Annotated in this window: 14 protein-coding genes; 3 read left to right on the top strand and 11 right to left on the bottom strand. The window is 72.3% G+C overall.

The genetic code is table 11. From position 1 onward, the window contains the following. Positions 1 to 21: 21 nt before the first annotated feature. Positions 22 to 1,257 (top strand): alpha/beta hydrolase fold domain-containing protein, encoded by a 1,236-nt coding sequence (locus tag ABFX51_RS16320; protein ID WP_346054148.1) that lies wholly within the window; start codon positions 22 to 24, stop codon positions 1,255 to 1,257. Here ABFX51_RS16320 and ABFX51_RS16315 read toward each other — a convergent pair. From ABFX51_RS16315 to ABFX51_RS16305, 3 genes are read right to left on the bottom strand one after another with little or no spacing between them, the layout of a single operon-like run. Continuing rightward, positions 1,233 to 2,387, bottom strand: a complete 1,155-nt coding sequence (locus ABFX51_RS16315; RefSeq protein WP_346054147.1) for an SWIM zinc finger family protein — start codon at positions 2,385 to 2,387, stop codon at positions 1,233 to 1,235. The genes ABFX51_RS16320 and ABFX51_RS16315 overlap by 25 nt on opposite strands. Then, a complete protein-coding gene (locus ABFX51_RS16310) occupies positions 2,384 to 5,122 on the bottom strand; it encodes a DEAD/DEAH box helicase (RefSeq protein ID WP_346054146.1) in 2,739 nt (912 codons plus the stop codon). Before ABFX51_RS16310 ends, ABFX51_RS16315 begins: the two co-directional genes overlap by 4 nt. Before the next feature lie 30 nt (positions 5,123 to 5,152). Then, positions 5,153 to 7,153 (bottom strand): acyl-CoA dehydrogenase family protein, encoded by a 2,001-nt coding sequence (locus ABFX51_RS16305; RefSeq protein ID WP_346054145.1) that lies wholly within the window; start codon positions 7,151 to 7,153, stop codon positions 5,153 to 5,155. Positions 7,154 to 7,247: 94 nt separating this feature from the next. Between ABFX51_RS16305 and kstR the strand changes: the two genes are divergently transcribed. Together kstR and ABFX51_RS16295 are read left to right on the top strand one after the other, a co-directional pair. Next, on the top strand, positions 7,248 to 7,877 hold the full coding sequence (kstR, locus tag ABFX51_RS16300; protein ID WP_346054144.1) for a cholesterol catabolism transcriptional regulator KstR: 630 nt from the start codon (positions 7,248 to 7,250) through the stop codon (positions 7,875 to 7,877). Between the two features lie 145 nt (positions 7,878 to 8,022). Then, positions 8,023 to 8,943 carry a serine hydrolase gene (locus tag ABFX51_RS16295; RefSeq protein WP_346054143.1) on the top strand — a complete coding sequence of 307 codons (921 nt, stop codon included), beginning with the start codon at positions 8,023 to 8,025 and terminating at the stop codon, positions 8,941 to 8,943. Here the strand turns inward: ABFX51_RS16295 and ABFX51_RS16290 are convergent. From ABFX51_RS16290 to ABFX51_RS16255, 8 genes are all read right to left on the bottom strand, one after another. Then, positions 8,933 to 9,922, bottom strand: coding sequence for a TIGR03557 family F420-dependent LLM class oxidoreductase (locus ABFX51_RS16290; RefSeq protein WP_091510035.1), 990 nt, complete (start codon positions 9,920 to 9,922; stop codon positions 8,933 to 8,935). The two genes, ABFX51_RS16295 and ABFX51_RS16290, sit on opposite strands and share 11 nt — an antisense overlap. 47 nt (positions 9,923 to 9,969) lie before the next feature. Next, positions 9,970 to 10,773: an LLM class F420-dependent oxidoreductase gene (locus ABFX51_RS16285; protein WP_346054142.1), complete on the bottom strand. Its 804-nt coding sequence runs from the start codon at positions 10,771 to 10,773 to the stop codon at positions 9,970 to 9,972. Continuing rightward, complete coding sequence (locus tag ABFX51_RS16280; protein WP_091510030.1) at positions 10,770 to 11,588, bottom strand: LLM class F420-dependent oxidoreductase; 819 nt, start codon at positions 11,586 to 11,588, stop codon at positions 10,770 to 10,772. Before ABFX51_RS16280 ends, ABFX51_RS16285 begins: the two co-directional genes overlap by 4 nt. Positions 11,589 to 11,985: 397 nt before the next feature. Then, complete coding sequence (gene icmF, locus ABFX51_RS16275) at positions 11,986 to 15,219, bottom strand: fused isobutyryl-CoA mutase/GTPase IcmF (RefSeq protein ID WP_346054141.1); 3,234 nt, start codon at positions 15,217 to 15,219, stop codon at positions 11,986 to 11,988. A 122-nt stretch (positions 15,220 to 15,341) separates the two neighbouring features. Next, positions 15,342 to 15,953, bottom strand: coding sequence for a GTP-binding protein (locus ABFX51_RS16270; RefSeq protein ID WP_177228788.1), 612 nt, complete (start codon positions 15,951 to 15,953; stop codon positions 15,342 to 15,344). After that, positions 15,934 to 16,716, bottom strand: coding sequence for a DUF742 domain-containing protein (locus ABFX51_RS16265; RefSeq protein WP_346054140.1), 783 nt, complete (start codon positions 16,714 to 16,716; stop codon positions 15,934 to 15,936). The genes ABFX51_RS16270 and ABFX51_RS16265 overlap by 20 nt, the downstream gene beginning before the upstream one ends. 7 nt (positions 16,717 to 16,723) lie before the next feature. Next, entirely contained in the window at positions 16,724 to 17,167 is a 444-nt protein-coding gene (locus ABFX51_RS16260) for a roadblock/LC7 domain-containing protein (RefSeq protein ID WP_091510023.1), read from the bottom strand. Then, complete coding sequence (locus ABFX51_RS16255; RefSeq protein ID WP_346054139.1) at positions 17,164 to 21,513, bottom strand: nitrate- and nitrite sensing domain-containing protein; 4,350 nt, start codon at positions 21,511 to 21,513, stop codon at positions 17,164 to 17,166. Before ABFX51_RS16255 ends, ABFX51_RS16260 begins: the two co-directional genes overlap by 4 nt. Positions 21,514 to 22,006 lie beyond the last annotated feature (493 nt).

The following is a 22,006-nucleotide window of genomic DNA, read 5'->3' as shown; positions in this document are numbered from 1 at the left end:
GGAAAGCCTAAGATCAGCTTTATGCGACCGCGTTTCCTCACCCGGCGGGCGATACAGCTCGCCCTCACCGCGAACGCACTGCGCCCCCTGCCGGGTGAACGGGCCGCGATCCCCGCGTTCTTCGCCGGCTGGCTCACGAACGAACTGGCCCCGCACCTGCTCGCGCTCACCGCCGCCGACACCGCGGCCCACCTCGCGCGGCACGGGCTGCGCACGCGCTCCGACCGCGCCGGGCTGGCCCTGTCGATGGCGTCGATGGCCGGGCTCGGCGCGTTGATCGCCGACGCGCAGCGAGCCCGTGGCGAGGTGGAGCACGCGCTCGCCGAGGCGCTGGGCGAGCAGTACCTGGAGGACCTGCGCCGCCCGCCGGACCCGAAGGACCTGGCGACGCCGTGGGGGCAGCTCGTGATGCCGTTCCGGATGCGCAACCCGGAAGTCCGGCGAGATCGGGATGTGGCGTACGCGCCCGGCGGCAAGCGGTTCCTGCTCGACATCTACCGGCCGCGCGAGACCGTCGAGGGCAGGCCGGTGCTGCTGCAGATCCACGGCGGCGCGTGGATGGTCGACAGCAAGGACCACCAGGGCATCCCGCTGATGCAGCACATGGCCCAGCGCGGCTGGATCGGCGTCGCGGTCAACTACCCGCTCTCGCCCAAGGCCCACTGGCCGGACCACATCGTCGCGATCAAGCGGGCGGTGGCGTGGATCCGCGAGCACATCGACGGCTACGGCGGCGACCCGGCGTTCCTCGCCGCCACCGGCGGGTCCGCGGGCGGGCACCTCGCGGCGTTGCTGGCGCTGACCCCGAACGACCCGAAGCTGCAGCCCGGGTTCGAGGACGAAGACACGACGATCCAGGCCTGCGTCCCGCACTACGGCGTCTACGACTTCGCCGCGACGAGCGGTGCGAAGGCCAGCGAGTACCGGCTCAAGACGCTGCTGGCCCGGTTCGTCGTCGGCAAGGACCCGGTCCGGTTCCACGAGGACTACGTCGCCGCCTCTCCGCTGGACCGGATCAACGACAAGGCGCCACCGTTCTTCGTCATCCACGGCGAGCGCGACACGATGGTCCCGGTGGCCGAAGCCCGCGAGTTCGTGCGGCGGTTGCGCGCGGTGTCGCCGAATCCGGTCGCCTACGCGGAGATTTCGGGCGCACAGCACGCTTTCGACATCTTCCCGTCCATCCGCAGCGCGCACGTCGTCCGCGGGGTGGAGCGCTTCCTGGAGTGGGCCTACCTGCGCTCGCTCGCCGGGTAGTCCGTCATCGCGTCCAGCGGAGCGCGGGAGCCGGGGGCGACGGGCAGCCAGCCCTGAGGACCGCGGCGGAACCGGTACCACAGACCGTCCTGGCCCAGCCGGAGCTGGACGTCGGCGCGGGTGAGGCGGTTGCGCCAGACCTTCGTCTCGCCCGGCAGGTCGGCGTCGTCGAGTTCGGCCTTGGCCGCCAGCAGCGCACCGCGTGGTGGCTGCCAGGATTCGCGCAGGACGGCCAGCCCGCCCCGGCCCGCCGCCTGCCAAGCGGTCGCCCAGCGGCGGAGTTCTCCGGCCGGCAGCCCCGCGGCCCTGGCCAGGCTGATCACGTCGCCGTGCACGGCCCGGCGGGCCAGGTCCTCCTCCGCCGTCAGCTCCAGCGGCCCACCCCGCAGCAGGTCGCGCGCCCGCGCCGCCGCGTCCGCCGCCAGCCCGGCCAGGACGTCGGGCCGCAACGAGACGCCGGGCGGCGGGAGGTCCAGCGTCACCGGCTGCCCGGGCTCCGCCGGCGGCGCCGGGAGCCGGGGCAACGGCGCGACCGCACGCGCGAAGGCGTCCTCGGGCGATAACCCCGGCTCGACCCGTTCCTCGACCACCGTGGTGCGCGCCCGCCGGGCCCGCAGCTCCGATAGCACCGCCTCACGACCCCTGCCCCGCAACAGGAACAACACGAACGGATCCGCGTCGACCTCGTCGGCCACCAGGTAACACACCGCTGCCGAGTGCTTGCACGGATCGGCGGTGTCCGGGCACGAGCACCGCGGCTTCAGATCGCCCGGCCCCGGCAGCAGGTCCACCCCGGCCTCGCGCGCGTCCTCGGCCAGCTCCGGCGGGAGTTCGCCGTCGAGCAGGGCGGCGGCGTGCCCCGCGCGGCGCCCGATGATGTCCAGCAGCGCGGACCACTGCTCGTCACCGAAGACCGCCGTGCGGATCTTCACGCGGTACGGCACGGAACGGCTGCCCTGCACGAACGCCCGCACCTCGCCCGACGTCACGTCCAGCGCGCTGACCCGGCCCTTCCTCGCGTACGTGCGCCCGCGCGGCAGCCGGTTCGGGTCCAGCTCCGCGCGCCCCTCCAGCGCCTCCACCCACGCCCGGCCCCACCACGTGCCGCCGAAGGTGCGGCGCGGGGTCACGGCTGCTCACCCAGGCGCACGAGCTCGGCCAGCTGCTCGTCGGACAGCTCGGTGAGCCAGTCCTCCCCCGCGCCGACGACGGCCTCGGTCAGCCCGCGCTTGGACTCCAGCACCGCCGCGATGCGGTCCTCCAGCGTGCCCTCCGCGATCAGCCGGTGCACCTGCACGGGCCGGTCCTGCCCGATCCGGTACGCGCGGTCGGTCGCCTGGTCCTCGACCGCCGGGTTCCACCAGCGGTCGTAGTGGATCACGTGGGTCGCGCGGGTCAGGTTGAGGCCGACGCCGCCCGCCTTGAGCGACAGCACGAACACCGGGATGTCACCGCCCTGGAACCGCGCCACCAGCTCCTCACGCCGGTTCGCCGACGTCGCGCCCGACAGCATCTCCGCGGGCAGCCCGCGTTCGGCCAGCCGCGCCACGAGCAGCTTGCCCAGCTGCACGTACTGGCTGAACACCAGCACGCTCTCGCCCTCGTCGAGTATCACGTCGAGCAGTTCCTCGAACGCGGTCAGCTTGCCCGACCGGCCCGCGAGCGGCCCGCTCTGCTTGAGGTACTGCGCGGGGTGGTTGCAGATCTGCTTGAGCTCGGTGAGCAGCTTGAGCACCTGCCCGCGCCGCTGCACGCCCTGCGACTCGCGGATGATCGCCAGGTTCTCCCGCACGACGGCCTCGTACAGCGTGGCCTGCTCGGTGGTCAGCGGCACGAACCGGTCGGTCTCCGTCTTGCGCGGCAGCTCCGGGGCGATCTCGGGGTCGCTCTTGCGGCGCCGCAACAGGAACGGGCGCACGGTGGCGGCCAGCCGCTCGGTGCGCTCGCGGTCCCGGTCGCGCTCCACCGGCCGTGCGACGGTGCGGCGGAAGTGGTCCAGCGAGCCGAGCAGCCCCGGTGTCGTCCAGTCCAAAATGGACCACAGCTCGGTGAGCCGGTTCTCCATCGGGGTGCCGGTGAGCGCGACGCGCGCGGCGGCGGGCACGCGGCGCAGCTCCTTGGCCGTGCGGGACAACGGGTTCTTCACGTGCTGCGCCTCGTCGGCGGCCAGCAGCCCCCAGCCCACCTCCGCCAGCGCCTCGCGGTCGCGGCGCAGCACCCCGTACGTTGCGAGCACCACCTCGTCGGGCGCGACCTCGTCGAGGTGCCGCCTGCCGCCGTGGAACCGCCGCACCGGCACCGAAGGCGCGAACTTCGCGAACTCGCGCTCCCAGTTGCCCAGCAGCGACGTCGGGCACAGCACGAGCGTCGGCCCCGCGCCGAGCGCACGCCGGTGCAGGTGCAGCGCGATGAGCTGGATCGTCTTGCCGAGCCCCATGTCGTCGGCGAGGACGCCGCCCAGCCCCAGCTCCGTCATGCGCGCGAGCCACGCGATCCCGGCGCGCTGGTAGGGCCGCAACGTCGCCTGCAGGTCGGACGGCACTTCCACCTGCGCGGACGGCACCTCGCGGATGCGGTCGAGCAGGCCGGACAACGCGGGCGGCGGCGCGAAATCCAGCTCCTCGCCGTCGACCTCCAGCGCCCCGGTCAGCGCCGCGGCCAGTGCCTCGGCGGCGGTCAGCTCGCGGCCACCGCGGCGCAGCTTCGCGAGCATGCCCCTGTCGACCCGCACCCACTGGCCACGCAGCCGGATCATCGGCCGCTTGGCCTCGGCGAGCGCGGTGATCTCGGCCTCGGTCAGCGTCTCGCCGCCGAGGCTGAGCTGCCACCGGAACTTCAGCAGGTCGGTCATGCGGAACGCGGCGTTCGCCTCGCTCCCCGGCGCCGGAGTGGCGCTCGCCTGCACCCGCACGCCCTCGCTGAACATCCCGCGTGGCCACAGCACCTCCACGCCCGCGGCGCCGAGCGCGGAACTGCCCGTGTCGAGCAGCTCCACCAGCTCGTCGTCGGTGAGCAGGACCTCGGCAGGCGTGGCGGCTTCAAGCGCGCGACCCAGCGGGGGCCACACCCGCGCCCCGCGCCGCAACGCCAGCAGCAGCTGAGCCTCGACCTGGTCGCCGAGGCGGGCGAGCACCGCGTCCGGCGCGTCCCACAGCGTGGCGGCGTCGACCACCAGGCTCGGGTCGAGCGCGCTGCGCAACGCGAGCACCGCCGCGAACGTGTACTGCTCGGGCTCCTCCTCCCGGATTTCGACGCGCAGCTGGAGCTGGGCGCCGGTGGGCTGCTGCGCGGCGAGCCACTCCGCGTCCGCGGCGTCGAGCAACGTCGGCTGCGGCGAGGCGAAGGCCGGTCCGCCCGCGACGACGCTCGCGGCGGGTGACCGGACCAGCACGTCGGCCGTCGCGTCCCACAGCGCGCGCACCAGCGTCTCGGGCGAGTGCAGCCGGACGCGTTTGAGCCCGGACAACGGCAACGCGTGCGCCTCGGGCGGCAACGCCGCCGCGAGGTCACGCAGCAACGCCTCATCGGCGCCGTCGAGCGGCCCCACGCGCCACGTGTCGACGCCGCCGGAGGTGACCGCGGGCAGCAGCCGACCGCGCGCGACGAGGGTGAGCGCGGCGTGCACGGCGGCCGACCAGGCGGCCACCGCCGGGGAGGCGGGCTCGCGCACGGACAGCAGCAACGGCAGCGCTTCGGCGAGCGGCAGCACGTGCGCGTCCACTGTGGTCCGCCGGAACGCCTTGCCCTGCGGCAGCACGAGCTCCACCGGCGTGGGACCCGCGCCGTCGCCCCACAGCGCGAGCACGCCGTCACGCGGCGGGTCCGAGGGCACGAAGATCGCGTGCGTGTCCGGGGTGAGCTCCACGGTCCCACGATAGGCGGGACCACCGACAGCTCAGCGCGGCAGACCGAGCAGCCGTTCCGCCGCCAGCGTCAGCAGCACCTGCTCCGTCCCGCCCGCGATGCTCAGGCACCGGGTGAGCAGGAACTCGTGCTGCGCGGCCCCGTCCACCACCCCGGCGGGCCCCCGCAGGTCCAGCGCCGCTTCGGCCACCGCCTGCCGGTGCCGCACGCCGATCAGCTTCCGCACGCTCGACTCCGCGCCGGGGTCCTGGCCCGCCAGCCGCCGCAAGGTCGCCCTGAGGTCGAGCAGCGAGCACGCCGTCCCCTCGGTCACCAGCGCGCCCAGCCGCTCGCTGGGCCCGGCCGCGGCGGACAGCAGCTCCTCGACGGCCTCGCCGACCGACGACCCGCCGCCCATCGCGACCCGCTCGTTCGCCAGCGTCGTGCGCGCCAAGCGCCAGCCGCCGTGCACCTCGCCGACGACATCGCGGTCGGGCACGAACACGTCGTCGAGGAACACCTCGTTGAACACGGCGTCCCCGGTGATCTCCCGCAGCGGCCGGATGTCGATGCCGGGAGACGTCATGTCGACGAGGAAGTACGTGATGCCGCGGTGCTTGGGGGCGTCGGGATCGGTGCGGGCCAGGCAGATCGCCCAGTCCGCCTCCCGCGCCAGCGAGGTCCAGATCTTCTGGCCCGACAGCCGCCAGCCACCGTCCACTTTGGTCGCTTTCGTCCGGAGCGAGGCGAGGTCCGAACCCGCTTCCGGCTCGGAGAACAGCTGGCACCACGTGATTTCGCCCCGCAGCGTGGGACCGGCGAACCGCTCCTGTTGTTCGGCCGTGCCGTGTTCGAGGATCGTCGGCACCGCCCACGCGCCGATCACCAGGTCCGGCCGCCGGACTCCCGCCCGGCGCAGCTCCGCGTCGATCACCAGCTGCTGCTCGGGACCGGCGTCGAGCCCATAGGGTCGTGGCCAGTGCGGCACGAGGTACCCGGTCTCGGCCAGCCGCACCCGCCGCTGGTCCTCGGGCAACGCGGCGATCGCGGCGATTTCCTTGCGCACCACGGGATCCTCCGCGACCGCCACCCCGAGCTGCCGCCGCTGCCCGGACAACGCGAGCTCCGCCGCGCGCCGCCGCCACCGCCCGGAACCGCCGAGCAGCTGCCGCAGGGTCACCGCCCGCCGCAGGTAGCGGTGCGCGTCGTGCTCCCACGTGAACCCGATGCCGCCCAGCACCTGGATGCAGTCCTTCGCGTTGTCCACGGCCGCGTCCAGCGCTCCCGCCGCCGCGACCGCCGACGCCAGCGGGTGCGCCCCACCCGCCTCCGCCGCGTCCCAGGCCAGAGCGGCCGCGACCTCGGCGCGGCACAGCATCTCCGCGCACAGGTGCTTGACGGCCTGGAACGAACCGATGGGCCTGCCGAACTGCTCGCGGACCTTCGCGTACTCGCTCGCGGTGCGCACGCACCAGTCCGCCACACCGGCCGCCTCGGCGGCGGCCAGCGTCGCGGCGAGTTCGGCGACCGGTTCGTCCAGCAAGGCGCTCTGCGGGATCTCCTCGTCCAGCACGAGAAAGCCGACTTCACGGGACAGGTCCAGACCATCGGCGTGCTCGACCGGACGCGGCGGCAGCACGAACCACACCGTCTCCCCGGCGCGATCGGCCGCCAGCAGCGAATACGCCCCGGGATCCGCGTCGAGCACCGGATCCGTCCGGCCGCGCACCCGCAGTTCAGGGGTCATCACCAGGCCGCCGGGTCCGAACGCGACCGCCGCCCGCGCGCTGCCGTCCGCCAGCCGCGGGACCAGTTCCTTCGCCAGCGCCGAATCGGGCCGGCGGGCCAGCACCAGTCCCGCCAGCGCGGTGCCGAACAGCGGCCCCGGCGTCAGTGCGGCGGCCGCCTCCGCGAGGCCGACCGCGAGGTCGGTCACCGTGCCGCCCACGCCGCCCAGCTCCTCCGGCAGCGCGACCGAACACAGCTCCGCCACCGCCCCGCGCCGGACCGACTCCGCCCAGGCCCGCTGCTCCGCCGTCACCCCGATGACCATGGAGCCAACTATAGAACGTGTTTCAGTTTTTCCGAAGGAAGACCGTTAGGTAAGCTGTGCACCGACAGTGGAACAAGTTTCGGAGCAGAGGTCGATGGCCGGTAAGACGAGGGCAACCGCCCAGACCAGGAACGGGCTGGGTGACGAGCTCGGTTCCGCCGCGCAGCGGGACCGCCGCCGGCGCATCATCGACGCCACGCTGGCGCTGGCGTCCAAGGGCGGCTACGACGCGGTCCAGATGCGCGCGGTCGCCGACAAGGCCGACGTCGCGCTGGGCACCCTGTACCGCTACTTCCCGTCCAAGATCCACCTGCTGGTGTCGGGCCTGGCCAGGGAGTTCGAGCGCGCCAAGGACAAGCTGGAGCGCAGCGCCATCCCGGGTGACACGCCCGGCGAGCGGCTGATCTTCGTGCTCAACCGCAACACGCGGATGATGCAGCGCGACCCGCACCTGACCGAGGCCATGGTCCGGGCGTTCATGTTCGCCGACACGACCGCGGCCGCCGAGGTCGAGCAGGTCGGGCGGCTGATGGAGGACATGTTCGCCAAGGCCATGCGCATCGAGGAGCCGACCGAGCACGACCGCGCGGTCTTCCACCTCATCGCCGACGTGTGGATGGCGAACCTGGTCGCGTGGGTCACCCGGCGCGCTTCGGCCGCCGACGTCGCGAACCGGCTGGAGCTGTCGGTGCACCTGCTGCTGGACCGGCCCGCTGCGGGCTGAACACGCGCCGGCGCGTTCGGTGATCTTGGCTGTGTGCGGGCTGTCAATCCGCTGAGCGTCACGTTTGAGTTCGCGGTGAGACGCAACAACCCGATCGGGTGACCGCGTTTCTTGGCATGTGAAACGTGGAACGGTCGCACGGGCCGTGCTCGCAGCGGTCGCGACGGGCGCCGCAGTCATGATCGTGGTCTCGGTGACGCACGACGAGGCCTCGATCTCGGCCGCCAGCACGAGGGTCTCCGCCGCACCGCAACCCCAGTCGCAGCCCCAGCCGACGGAGACCACCACTCCGGCGCTGGCCACGGACTCCGCGCCGGCGCCGCCACCGGCGCTGTCCGCCGCGGACGCCCGGCAGCTCGCCAACCGCGTGCAGGATTCCGTGCGCCGCACCGTGCCCGACGCGAAGGTCGGGCTGGAGGTCTACGACCGCACCGCGGGCCAGGCGGTCACCAGCCTCAACGCCGACACGACGTTCTCCAGCATGTCGGTGGTGAAGCTGCTCATCGCCATCGACGTGCTCGCGCGCAACGACTGGCACGTGCCCGGCCCCGCCATTCAGAACCGCCTCACCAAGATGCTCTCGACCAGCGACGACAGCATCGCCAGCGCGTTCTGGATGAGCGAAGGCGGCACGTCCATCATCACCCGGGACGTGAAGCTGATGGGCCTGACCAGCACCCAGCCGCCCAGCGCGGCAGGCCAGTGGGGAGCCACCAAGGTCACCCCCGAGGACCTGGTCGCGGTGTACCGGTACCTCGAGGACAACGTGCCCGGCGCCGCCCGCGACCTGATCTACGACGCCATGTACCACGCGTCGCGAACGGCCGCGGACGGCACGGACCAGTTCTTCGGCATCCCGGACGGCCTGCCCGGCACGACCTGGGCGATCAAGCAGGGCTGGGGCAGCACCGGCAACACCGCCTACTTCCACACCACGGGCCTGCTCGGGCAGGACTCCCGGTACGTCGTGATCGTGCTGACCTCGGCGCCGCTGGCCTGCTACCGCTCGATGGCCAAGGCCCTCACGGACGGCACGGGCCAGCTCGCCGCGCTGCTCAAGCCTTGAGCTTGGGCAGCACCTCGCGGCCGAAGACCTCGATCCACTCCTTCTGGTTCCGGCCCACGTTGTGCACGTAGATCCGGTTGAACCCGGCGTCGATGTAGCGCTGGAGCGACTGGCGGTGCACGTCGGGATCGGACGAGATGACCATGCGGCCCTCGAAGTCCTCCTCGCGCACCAGCTTCGCCATCTGCGCGAAGTCGAACGGCGAGCGGACGTCGGCCTTCGGGAACTTCATCCCGCCGTTGGGCCACTGGTCCATCGCGTTGGCCAGCGCCTGCTCGTCGGTCTCCGCCCAGGACAGGTGGACCTGCAGCAGCTTCGGCATCGTGTCGGGGTCCTTGCCGGCCTTGCGGGCGCCCTGCGCGAAGTTGTCGAGGATGCCGGCCAGCTTGTCCAGCGAGGCACCGGGCGTGATCAGCCCGTCGGCCAGCTCACCGGTCTTGCGCGAGGTGTACGGGCCCGCCGAGGCGATGTAGACCGGCGGCGGGGTGTCCGGCAGCGTCCACAGGCGCGTGGTGTGCAGCTTGAAGAACTCACCGGAGTGCTTGACGTCCTTGCCGCTGAACAGCTTGCGGATGATCTCCAGCGCCTCGAACATGCGGCGCACGCGCTCGGGCGCCTCGGGCCAGTAGCCGCCGATGATGTGCTCGTTGAGCGCCTCACCGGAACCGATGCCGAGCCACGTGCGGCCCGGGTACGTGGCCTCCAGCGTCGCGGCGGCCTGCGCCACCATCGCCGGGTGCAGCCGGAACGACGGGCACGTCACGCCGGGACCGAGGTCACCGGTCGTGTTCTCGGCGAGCGAGGCCAGCACGCTCCACACGAAGGACGCCTGCCCCTGCTGCGGCACCCACGGCTGGAAGTGGTCCGCGGCCATCTGCCCGGAGAACCCGTGCTGCTCGGACAGCGCGGCCAGCTCGATGGATTCGCGCGGCGAGAACTGCTCCAGCGCCGCGGCGATGCCGATCTGAACGTCACTCACGACCTCATCAACCTTTCTGACGTGCGATAGGGCAACCGTACCGAGCTTCAGCGCAGCGCGGCGAACTCGTCGAGCCTGCGGAGCGTGTCCGCCTCCGGCCCGGGTGGCAGCGACAGCGTGACGCGTTCCGCGCCGGCCTCGGCGTACGCGGCGAACAGCCGCTCGTCGGGCGGCGCCGACGTGGCCGTCACCGGCAGGCCGGTGTCCCGCACCATGGCGAGCTGCGCCGGTACCTGCGCGGGATCGCGCACCGCGTTGGGCAACCAGCCGTCCCCGAGCCGTCGAGCCCGGTCGGCGGCGGCCTCGCTGTTGCCCCCGATGTAGATCATCGGCGGCTGCGCGGGCTTCGGCCACTGCAAGACCCGGTCGAACCGGACGTGCTCACCGGAGTAGCTCGCCTCGTCGTCCTTCCAGAGGACCCGCAGGGCCTCGATCCGCTCGTCGAGCAGCCTGCCCCGCGTGCGCGGGTCGGTGCCGTGGTTGCGCATCTCCTCGCGGTTCCAGCCCACGCCGACGCCGTAGAGCACGCGGCCGCCGGAGATGAGGTGCAGGCTGGCGACGGATTTCGCGGTGTGGATCACGTCACGCTGGACCAGCAGGCTGACCCCCGTGCCCAGGCGCAGCGACTTCGTCACCGCCGCGGCCGCGGCCAGTGCCACGAACGGGTCGAGCGCCCGGAAGTACGGACGCGGCAGCTCACCGCCCGCCGGGTACGGCGTCTCGCGGGAGACCGGGATGTGCGAGTGCTCCGCGAGGAACAACGCGTCGAAACCGCGCTCCTCCACCGCCTTGGCCAGCGCGGCGGGCGGCATGCTCTCGTCGGTGACGAAGGTGCTGATGCCGACCTTCACCGGAGCGCCGCGAACTCGTCGAGCTTCTTCAGCGCCTCGGCCTCGGGCCCCGGCGTCAGGAAGAACGTGACGCGCTCGACGCCGGCTTCGGCGTACTGCTCCAGCTTGCCCTTGTCGGCCGGGGCGCCGAACACGGTGAACGGCACGTCCGGACGGCCGTTGTCGGCCAGCCACGAGCGCACCCGCTTGATCTCCGCGATCTCGGTGTGCGGGCGCGGCAGCCAGGCGTCGCCGTGCTTGAGCAGGCGGTCCAGCGCCTTCGGGCTCTCCCCGCCGACGTAGACGGGCGGGTGCGGCGCCTGCACCGGCTTGGGCCACGCGAAGATCGGGTCGAAGTCGACGAACTTCCCGTGGTACTCGGCCTGCTCCTGCGTCCAGATCGCCTTGAGCGCCTCGATCTGCTCGTTCAGCAGGGCGCCGCGGGTGCGCGGCTCGGTGCCGTGGTTCCGCATCTCCTCGCGGTTCCAGCCCACGCCGACGCCGAAGAGCACGCGGCCGCCGGAGATCAGGTCCAGGCTGGCGACCTCTTTCGCCGTGTGGATCACGTCCCGCTGGATCACCAGCGCGACGCCGGTCGCCAGCAGGAGATCCTCGGTCACCGCCGCCATCGCCGACAGCGCCACGAACGGGTCGAGCGTGCGGCGGTAGTAGTCCGGCAGCTCGCCACCGCCCTCGTACGGGGTCTCCCGGCTCGCCGGGATGTGCGAGTGCTCCGCCAGGAACACGGAGTCGAAACCGCGTTCCTCCAGGGCGCGGGCGAGCGGTGCGGGCTGGATCGTCTCGTCGGTCACGAAGGTGGCGATTCCGTACTTCATACGTCCGCGCAACCCGGCACCGCCGCCGGCTATTCCCCGGGGGGCACCTCCGGGTGCGTTCACGCGCATGCGGAGGTGCCCTTACGGGGCCCGGCCCGGGCGGCAACGCCCTGTTCCTCGCATCGTCGGGCCGGGCCGGTAAGCGGTTGGTCCCGTACGCGTGCTGCTGTTGGTCCTCCGAGGAGCTGGCCTCGATGCCCGGGCCCGCCGACCGTCTCCGAGGACAACCTGCGCCGCACCTTCGGCGAGGGCTGGCGGATCACCCGCCTGGTCCCGGCCCACTACGCGACCACCGTCCCGGGACAGGCCCTGCCCGACGCGCCGGGGAAGCGGCTCGACGGGCAGGGGCGCTTGCCGATGCCGGTCTGGCACCTCACCGCCGTCCGGGCGTGACGCGCTACACGTTCCGGCGGTACTGACCGCCGACCTCGAAGAACGCGTCCGTGATCTGGCCCAGCGTGCACACCCGCGCCGCGTCCATCAGGACCGCGAACACGTTCTCCCCGCTCGTGGCCGCCTCACGCAGCGCCTTCAGCGCCTGCTCGGCCTCCGCGCGGTGCCGCTGCTGGAAGTCCCGCACGCGCTGCAGCTGGGACTGCTTCTCCTCCTCCGTCGCGCGCGCCAGCTCGACCTCGACCTCGTCGTCCTCGGGGTGCGGGTTGCGGAACGTGTTCACCCCGACGATCGGCAGCGAGCCGTCGTGCTTGAGCCGCTCGTACAGCATCGACTCGTCCTGGATGCGGCCGCGCTGGTAGCCCGTCTCCATCGCCCCGAGCACGCCGCCGCGTTCGGAGATCCGGTCGAACTCGGTGAGCACGGCCTCCTCGACCAGGTCGGTCAGCTCGTCGATGATGAACGAGCCCTGCAGCGGGTTCTCGTTCTTCGACAGGCCCCACTCCTTGTTGATGATCATCTGGATGGCCATCGCTCGGCGCACCGAGTTCTCCGTCGGAGTGGTGATCGCCTCGTCATAAGCGTTGGTGTGCAACGAGTTCGCGTTGTCGTACAGCGCGCACAGCGCCTGCAGCGTCGTGCGGATGTCGTTGAAGCTCATCTCCTGCGCGTGCAGCGAGCGGCCGGACGTCTGCACGTGGTACTTGAGCTTCTGCGAGCGCTCGTTCGCGCCGTAGCGCTCCTTCATCGCCGTGGCCCAGATCCGCCGCGCGACGCGGCCCAGGACCGAGTACTCCGCGTCCATGCCGTTGGAGAAGAAGAACGACAGGTTCGGCGCGAAGTCGTCGATGTGCATCCCGCGCGCGAGGTAGGACTCGACGTAGGTGAACCCGTTGGCGAGCGTGAAGGCCAGCTGCGAGATGGGGTTCGCCCCGGCCTCCGCGATGTGGTACCCGGAGATCGACACCGAGTAGAAGTTGCGCACCCCGTGCTCGATGAACCACTCCTGGATGTCGGCCATCATCCGCAGCGAGAACTCGGTGGAGAAGATGCAGGTGTTCTGCCCCTGGTCCTCCTTGAGGATGTCCGCCTGCACCGTGCCGCGCACCTGCCGCAGCGTCCACTCGCGCAGCTCGTCGAACTCCTCGGGCGCCGGCTCGCGGCCGTGCTCGGCGCGGAAGGCGTCCACGCGCTGGTCGATCGCGGTGTTGAGGAAGAACGCGAGGATCGTCGGCGCGGGACCGTTGATGGTCATCGACACCGACGTGTTCGGCGCAGTCAGGTCGAACCCGTCGTAGAGGGCCTTCATGTCCTCCAGCGATGCGATCGACACACCGGAAGTGCCGACCTTGCCGTAGATGTCCGGCCGGGTGTCCGGGTCGTGCCCGTACAGCGTCACCGAGTCGAAGGCGGTGGACAGGCGCTTCGCGGGCGACTCCGCGGACAGGTACTTGAACCGCCGGTTGGTGCGGAACGCGTCACCCTCCCCCGCGAACATGCGCGCCGGGTCCTCGCCCTCGCGCTTGAACGGGAAAACGCCCGCCGTGTAGGGGAAGTAGCCGGGCAGGTGCTCACGGCGCAGGAACGACAGCAGCTCGCCGTTCTCGGTGTAGCGCGGCAACGCGACACGCGGGATCTTGTTGCCGGACAACGTTTCCCGCCACAGCTGGGTGCGCAGTTCCTTGTCGCGCACCTTGAACACCAGCTCCTCGCCGCGGTAGGACTCCGCCAGCTCCCGCCAGTGCTCCAGCAGCCGCCGCGTCTCACCGTCCACACGCGACTCCGCCTCGTCGAGCAGCTCGGAGATCGCGGTGGTGTCCGCGTCCACCTTCTCCAGCGCGGCCTTCGCCGCCGCCAGCTGGTCGCGCTCGCGGACCGCCTCGACCTGCTCCTGCGTGTGCCGGTGGTAGCTGCGGACGGTGTCCGCGATCTCCGCGAGGTACCGCGTGCGCGACGTCGGGATGATCGTGCTGGCACCCGTGGACACCTTGCCCTCGACGCGCGGCAGCGTGCCCGCGGCGACCGGAAGTCCCTTGTCCGCCAGCAGGTCCCGCAGGAACTGGTACAGCGACGTCACACCGTCGTCGTTGAACTTCGCCGCACTGGTCCCGAAAACCGGCATGTCCTCGGGCGAGGCACCGAACTCCTCGCGGTTGCGCACCAGCTGGCGCGCCACGTCCCGGCGCGCGTCCTCCGCACCACGGCGCTCGAACTTGTTGATCGCCACCGCGTCGGCGAAGTCGAGCATGTCGATCTTCTCCAGCTGCGAGGCCGCGCCGAACTCCGGCGTCATCACGTACAGCGAGTGGTCGACGTGGTCGACGATCCCCGCGTCACCCTGGCCGATACCCGGCGTCTCCACGATCACCAGGTCGTACCCGGCGGCCTTGCACGCCAGGATCGCGTCGTCGAGCCCCTCCGGGATCTCACCGCTCGTGGTGCGCGTGGCCAGGGACCGGAAGTACACCGACGACCCGAGCGAGTTCATCCGGATCCGGTCGCCCAGCAGCGCCCCGCCGCCCCGGCGGCGCGTCGGGTCGATCGCCAGCACCGCGATGCGCAGCTTGTCCTGCTGGTCCAGCCGGAACCGCCGCACCAGCTCGTCGGTCAGCGAGGACTTGCCCGAGCCACCGGTACCGGTGATACCCAGCACCGGCACGCTCCTGTTCGTGGCCGCCTCGGCGATCCGGGCCCGCCAGTCCTCGTCCAGCACCCCCGCCTGCAGCCGCGTGATCACGCGCGCGAGCGTGGGCACGTCACCGGCGAGGAGGTCCTCCGGCGAACCGGCCTGCCGTGCCGCGAGGTCGAAGTCGCACTCGCGGATCATCAGGTTGATCATCCCGGGCAGCCCGAGTTCCAGGCCGTCGTCCGGGGAGAAGATGCGGGCCACCCCGCGCGAGTGCAGCAGCTCGATCTCGTCGTGCACGATCACGCCGCCCCCGCCGCCGTACACGCGGACGTGGCCGGCGCCGCGCTCGCGCAGCAGCTCCACGAGGTAGGAGAAGTACTCGACGTGACCGCCCTGGTAGGCGCTGATCGCCACGCCCTGGGCGTCCTCGTCGATCGCGGCCGTCACGACCTCGTCGACCGACCGGTTGTGCCCGAGGTGCACGACCTCGGCGCCCTGCGCCTGCAGGATGCGGCGCATGATGTTGATCGAGGCGTCGTGCCCGTCGAACAGGCTCGACGCCGTCACGAACCGAACCGGGTGCACAGCTTCGTACAGGGACGCGCTCATGTCCCCAAAATACTCGGACTTCCTACTGTTTTACACCCGAACTTCAGCGTGACGTGGGCCACTGGGGTTTTCCGGGCACGCGACAGGCCGGGCGCGCTCCGCACCCGGTGCCCGTTGCCGCGTCAGCGGGCGTTGGCCGCCCGCAGCGAGATCCACTGCCGCATCGCGTACTCGACCAGCGTGATCAGCGTCTGCTTGGTCGACTCCCGGTCCCGCGCGTCGCAGCGGACGATCGGGATGCCCGGGTCGATGGCCAGCGCCTCACGAACGTCGTTCAGGTCGTGGTGCAGCACGCCGTCGAACGTGTTGACGCCGATGATGTACGGCAGCCTGCGGTCCTCGAAGAAGTCGACCGGCGCGAAGGAGTCCGCGAGCCGGCGCGTGTCCGCGAGCACGACGGCACCGATCGCCCCGCGCACGAGGTCGTCCCACATGAACCAGAACCGCTGCTGACCCGGGGTACCGAACAGGTACAGGATCAGGTCCTCGTCCAGCGACACCCTGCCGAAGTCCATCGCCACGGTGGTGGTGGCCTTGTTCGGGGTGTTGTCGAGGTTGTCGATGCCGCGGCTGGCGTCGGTCATCATCGCCTCGGTGGTGAGAGGCACGATCTCCGACACCGACCCGACGAAGGTGGTCTTGCCGGCGCCGAAGCCACCGGCCACCACGATCTTGGCCGAGGTCATGGTCTGCGGCGCGGCCGGCCGCGGTGCTTTAAAGCCGACGGAGTCCACTCAACACCCTTTCCATCAACATGAGATGCGCCTCGGCGTTGTCACTGCCGGACACGGTCTTGTGCACGGTGATCAGACCGGCGTCGGCCGTGTCGCTGATGAGCACCCTGGCCACGCCGACCGGAACCCGCAGCAGTGCCGCGATTTCCGCGACCGAACGTGGCTTCCGGCATTCTTCCACTATCTGACGGTGCTCGTACTGCATCACCAGCCCCGCGTCGAGGCGGGCGGCGACACCGTCCTTCACCGAGACCAGCGTCTCCAGTTCCAGCGCGTAGCTGGCCTTCGTCCGTCCGCCGGTGAGAGCGTACGGGCGCACCGCGGCGGTCTCCTCGTCGAGGGGCGCCGGCTCGGGCCGCTCGGGCAGCGCCGGGCCGCTGTTGGCCACCGCGGGCTCGAAGAAGCCGGTGCCGAAGTTCGTGCCCCGCGCCGGTTCGAAGTACCCCGACCCCTGGTTCGGTTCGAAGTACCCCGACCCCTGTTGCGGCGGCTCGAAGTAGCCCGAGCCCTGCTGGGCGGGCGGCGCCGCCGGGGGCTGCAGCACCGGGGGTTCGTACCCCGGTGGCCTGCCGGGCGGTGCCGGCGCGGGCGACGGCACCGGTGCCGGACCGGGCGCCGGCTCGTCCTGCGACGCGGCCGGCGCCTCGGCCTCCTCGGTCTCCTTGGCCTTCTTCCGCTTCCGGCGGGCACGGCCGGAATCCAAGGTGAAGCCGTTGAGGACGTCCGCGAACGTCGCGTCTTCGTCCTCCGCGGGAGGGGTCATCGCGGCATCATCCCACCGGTTCGCCGATCAGGGGACCCCCGGAACCCTGCAGCTGCGCGCGCAGTTCCGGGGTGAGGATCTGGCCGACGCGGTCGACCAGCATCGTCATCTCGTAGGCCACCTGCCCGATGTCGCAGTTGGGCGCGGCCAGCACGGCCAGGCACGAGCCGTCGCTGATGGACATCAGCACCATGATGCCCAGCTCCATCTCCACCACGGTCTCGTTGACCGCACCGGCCTCGAAGCAGCGCGCCGCCCCCTGCGTGAGGCTGACGAGACCGGAGGCAACCGCGGCGAGCTGGTCGGCACGGTCGAGGGGCAAGCGGTTCGACGCGGTCAGCAGCAGCCCGTCGGCCGACACGACCACCGCGTGCGCGACACCGGGGACGCGCTCGGCGAAGTCGTTGACCAGCCATCCGAACTGGTTCTGTTGTGGCTGCGGCGAGGTCATTCACCCTCCATCGTTTCGTGATCAGACTCGGCCGGCTGACCCGTGCGGTGCCGTCCACGCCGGACACCTTGCTGGAAACTGTTCAGCCTGCCGCGCACATCCTGCGGGTCGCGCTGGGTTCGGGGGCCTAGCCCGCCCGTGGAAGACGCACTGCCCGGCATGAGTTGTTCACCACGACGGCGGCGCGGCAGTCCCGCCGCCGTGTAGCTCGCAGGAGCCGTCTGCGACAGCGCCTGCACCGCCTGCCAGCTCTCGTCCGCCGCGAAGGACCACGCGGACTCCCCGGCACCGGGGAGGGGCTCGGCTTCGTCCTGCCGCCGGGGCAGCGGAGGCTGGCCCTCCTCGCCGAACTGCGGCTTGCGCCACAGGAAGGCACCCGAGGTCTCGGCAGGGTCCTCCGGCGGTTCGAGCCGCCGGGGCGGCTCGACGCCGGGGCGGCGCTGGGGGAGCTGGTCGGCGTCGGTCCCGGCCTGCGCGGCCGCCGGCTGGCGGCGGGGCAGGGAGCCGTCACTGCCCGGCCCGCGCTGCGGGAGGCCGGAGTCGCCCGGCTGGGGCTGCGCGAGGCCGTTATCGCCGCCACGCTGGCGCTGCGGAAGGCCGGAGTCGCCTGGCTGGGGCTGCACGAGGCCGTTCTCGCCGCCGCGCCCGCGCTGCGGAAGACCGGTGTCACCGCCCGGCTGGCGGCCGGCGTCCGTACCCGGCTGGCGCTGCGCGAGACCGTTCTCACCGCCGCGCTGGCGCTGCGGGAGGCCGGTGTCACCGCCCGGCTGGCGCTGCGGGAAACCGGGAGCGACGCCCGGCTGGGGCTGCGCGAGACCGGAGTCGGCGGCGGGCCGGCGCTCCGCGGCACCGGGGTCGGTGTCGGCGGGCCGGCGCCGCTGGTCGAGGCCGTTCTCCCCGCCACGCTGACGCGAGAAAACGCTTTCACCACGCTGCCGGCGCGGGAGCGAGCCGTCCTCGCCCGGCTGGCCGCCGAAGAGGCTGCTGCCACCCCCGGTCTGCGGGGGCTGACTCCGCAGCTCCCCGCCGGGCTGCCGACGCGGCAGGCCACTGTCCGTCGTCGGCTGCCGCTGCGGCAGACCGCCCTCGGCACCCTGCTGCCGCTGCGGCAAGCCACCCTCGGCGCCCTGGCGTTCGGCTTCGGCGCCCTCGTGCGGGGCCGCGCCGGGCTGCCGCCGCGGGAGGCCGCCTTCCGCGCCCTGCTGACGCTCGGCGCCCGGCTGCCGCCGCGGCAAGCCGCTCTCCTGCTGCTCGGACGCACCGCTCTCGGCGCCGGCCTGCCGCAAGGACGCATCCCCACCCGGACGGCGCTGCGGCAGCTCGCCCTCCGGGGAAGCGCTTTCTGCACGGCGCTGCCGCTGCGGCAGCCCACCTTCGGCCGCGCCTTCGCCGCCCTGACGGCGCTGGGGCAGCGCATCCGCTTCGGCGGCGGCCGCCTGGTCGGCGTCCGGCCACGCCTGGCCACCGTGCTCGACCTGCGGCCGGCGCTGCAACCCCGTGGCCCCGGCGGACGGCGCCGCCGACTGCGCGTCACCGGTCTCGGCAGGTTGCTCGCGGGCCGCGTGCCGGGCCCGGCTGATGCCCTGCTGGAAGCTGCTCAGGCGACCACGGATGTCCGCGGGGTCGCGGGTCGGAAGTGCGGGCGCCTCCGGGGAAGCGCTTTCCGGCGACCGCGGCGCGGCCGTGCCCGGCGCCACGCTGCCCGGCATGAGCTGCTCGCCGCGGCGGCGCTTCGGCAGGCCCGACTCGGTGAAGCTCGTGGGCTCGGCCTGGGCCGCGGCCTGCACCGCGCGGAAGTTCTCGTCGACCGCGAAGTCCCAGCCGGTGTTCGCCTTGGTTTCCTCGGCCGCTTCGGACTTCCCGGACTCGGCGGCCTTCTCGGCCGGCTTCGGCGCGGGCTTGTCGCTGCGGAACCACGCCGACAGCGTCTCGTCGAAGATCGGGGTCGTCTCACGCGGGGTGGGCGGCGGGGGCGGCGGCGCGGGTTCGGCCGCGGCCGCGCTCCACCACTCCGTCAGCGCGCCGGAACTCGTGTTCGCCTCGAACAGCGCCTTGCCCGCGGGCAGCGCGCCACCCGGCAGGTCGGCCGGGGACGACGGCGCCTCGGGCAGGTCCTGCTCGTCCGCCGGGATCGGGTTGAACAACGCCGTCCCCGACACCTCGAGGTCCGACGGCGGGCGCGGCGGCAGCATGCCCGTGTGCCCGTTCTGGCTCCACGGCCCCGGCACGGCGGCACCGTCGCCGAGGGTGCCCGACGTCCCCGCCAGGCTGGTCAGCGCACCCGCGCGGCCCGTGCCGTTGACGGTGCGGCGCCGCGCCAGCGCCGGGTCCTGCGGCTGCGGGAGCGGCGCGGGGGGCTCGGCCTGCGGCAGGCCCATCACCAGCTCCGCCGGCACGGTCACGGTCGCCCGCACGCCGACGATGTCCTTGCCACCGTGCAGGGCGACGCCGATGCGGTGCCGCCCCGCGAGGCGGCCGACCACGAACAGGCCCATCCGGCGCGAGGTCGCGAGGTCGACGGTCGCGGCCTCGGTCAGCCGGGCGTTCGCCTCGGCGACCTCGGCCTCGTTCATGCCGATGCCCTTGTCCATGATGTCGACGACCACGGCACCGTTGTCCGCGACCCGCGTCGACACCGTCACCTGCGTCTCGGGCGCCGAGAACGCCGTCGCGTTGTCCAGCAGCTCCGCGATCAGGCGCATCAGGTCGCTGGCCGCGTACCCGACGATCCGGCCCTCGGGCGGCGGCTGCACCACGACGCGCTGGTACTGCTCGATCTCCGACACGGCGGCGCGCAGCACGTCGGCGATCAAGATCGGCTGCCCGGAGCGGCGGCCCGGCTCGGCGCCGGAAAGCACCATCAGGTTCTCGTTGTTGCGCCGCATGCGGGTGGCGAGGTGGTCGAGCTGGAACAGGGTCGCCAGCTGGTCGGCGTCCTCCTCGTCCCGCTCCAGCCGCTCGATCAGCTGCAGCTGCCGCTGCACGAGGCTCTGGCTGCGGCGCGAGAGGTTGACGAACACGCTCGAGTAGCCGGTCCGCATCGCGGCCTGCTCGATCGCCAGGCGCAGCGCCTGGCTGTGCACCGCGTCGAACGCCTTGGCCACCTGGCCGATCTCGTCGCCGGTGCCGACCTCGACGGGCGTGACCTCGGCGCTCTGCTCGCGCCCCTCCTGGATGTTCTGCACGGCGGCGGGCAGCTGCCGGTCGGCGACGTCCAGCGCGCTGCGGCGCAGCAGCCGCAGCGAGCGCAGCAGCTGGCGGGTGATGAGGAAGACGACCGCGGCGGTGACGACGAGCGCGGCGAACAGCAGCACGGCGAGCAGGCCCGCGTCGGTGCCGGAGCTGTCCACCAGGTCGGCGGAGGTGGTCGCGACCTGGTCGCCGAGGCGGCCGCTGACCGCGCGCAGCGAGTCGACGACCGCGGTGGAGACCGCCGTCCACTGCTCACCCGAGATCGCTTCGAGCGCGTCGCCCACGGTGACGCCCTGCGCGGCGAGCACGGTGCTCACGAGCCTGCTGCGGGTGTCGAAGTCCTGCCCGGTGACGGTGCGGTCGAAGTCCTGCCCCTGCGCACCGGTCGCGGCGGCGCGGAAGTCCTCGAGCCGGTCGGCGAGGCGCACCTCCGCGGTGCGGAGCTGGTTCAGCTGGGTCGGGGTGAGGCTGCTGCGCGCGATGCCGTAGGTCACGAGCACCTGGGAGGTCGAGACCTCTTCCTTGGCGACCTGGAGGTCGTGCAGCGCGTTGGCGGTGCCGCTGATCGACGGGTCACCCATCCCGGCGACGAGCGAGGTGTCGAGCCCCAGCAGCGCGGTGGTCATCGCGGAGTACGCGTCGAGCGCCTGCACGGAGTCGAGCTGCCCCGCGGCGACCTGCTGGCGGACCTCGCCGAGCCGGGCCAGCGCGTTGTTGCTCGCGGTGCCGGGCGCCGCCACCGCGTTGTCCACCTGCGTCACCCGTGCGGTGTCGGTGGCCAGCGGCTTGAGCGCGGTGTCGGTCGCGGCGCGGGCCGCGTCGAGTTCGGGGGAGCTGCCGACCGTGCCCTGCGTGAGCAGCGCCGCGGTGCGGGTGCGCTCCTGCTGCAGCGCGTCGACGAGGGCGCGCACGTCGGTGCTGAGCACGACGAGCCGGTCGATCCGCTCGAAGTCGGTGGACCGCTGCACCTGGTTGCTGATGGTGATGCCACCGAGCACGAGCGCGATGACGATGGGGACCAGCGTGACGGCGGCCAGTTTGACGGAGATGCTCCAGTCCCGCCATCTGGTGATCGCGCGCCACTTGGCGGGCCGCCTCGGCTGCTGACCCAGGAGCTGTCCCACCGGCACTTGGCCTTGTCCTGCAACGGTCACGAAGGTGACTCCCTGTCCGGCATCTCGTGTGCGCGTCCTGCGACGTTCGTCTGTGCGTGGCCCGCGGGCCGACGGACGCCGTCCCCGGCCGCGTCGACCTGCTGCTCCCGGTGCCCCTGCATGATGCGATGTGCACCGATGCCCGGACAAGATCGGTTACCTTCGATCACAGCGAGTCAACGTGGCCAGAGGAGCTTACACCAATGGGTAGCATCGGGACCCTCCCGCAAAAGGGGGCGCCGACCTGCGGAAATACCCGTTGTGACAGGGGGTTGACCGCCGGGTGCGCGGGTCGGCGCCCGGAGCCTCCGATTGCGTGACGGCCCTGGTGAGACCGCTTTCCTCCGCTTTCACCCACATAGCCCAGGGGTGGCCGGGAGAGTGAGGAAAAGGCGCACTGACCGTACGCCGGGCGCCGGAGTTACAGAAGAATAACGCCCGATCTTGTGGCTTCCGCGGGCTGCTGAACAGGCCGGATTTCCCCCGCCAACAG

It is taken from the genome of Amycolatopsis dongchuanensis (assembly GCF_039542405.1).
Lineage (GTDB): Bacteria > Actinomycetota > Actinomycetes > Mycobacteriales > Pseudonocardiaceae > Amycolatopsis_E > Amycolatopsis_E sacchari.
The sequence above is the reverse complement of the archived record's forward strand: the minus strand, read 5'-3'. Positions and strand labels throughout refer to the sequence as shown.

Coding starts and splice junctions, on each gene's coding strand:
- ABFX51_RS16305 (WP_346054145.1), bottom strand. CDS start 7,153: ATGGTCATCGGGGTGACGGCGGAGCAGCGGGCCTGGGCGGAGTCGGTC.
- ABFX51_RS16280 (WP_091510030.1), bottom strand. CDS start 11,588: ATGAAGTACGGAATCGCCACCTTCGTGACCGACGAGACGATCCAGCCC.
- icmF (WP_346054141.1), bottom strand. CDS start 15,219: ATGAGCGCGTCCCTGTACGAAGCTGTGCACCCGGTTCGGTTCGTGACG.
- ABFX51_RS16260 (WP_091510023.1), bottom strand. CDS start 17,167: ATGACCTCGCCGCAGCCACAACAGAACCAGTTCGGATGGCTGGTCAAC.
- ABFX51_RS16265 (WP_346054140.1), bottom strand. CDS start 16,716: ATGACCCCTCCCGCGGAGGACGAAGACGCGACGTTCGCGGACGTCCTC.
- ABFX51_RS16320 (WP_346054148.1), top strand. CDS start 22: ATGCGACCGCGTTTCCTCACCCGGCGGGCGATACAGCTCGCCCTCACC.
- kstR (WP_346054144.1), top strand. CDS start 7,248: ATGGCCGGTAAGACGAGGGCAACCGCCCAGACCAGGAACGGGCTGGGT.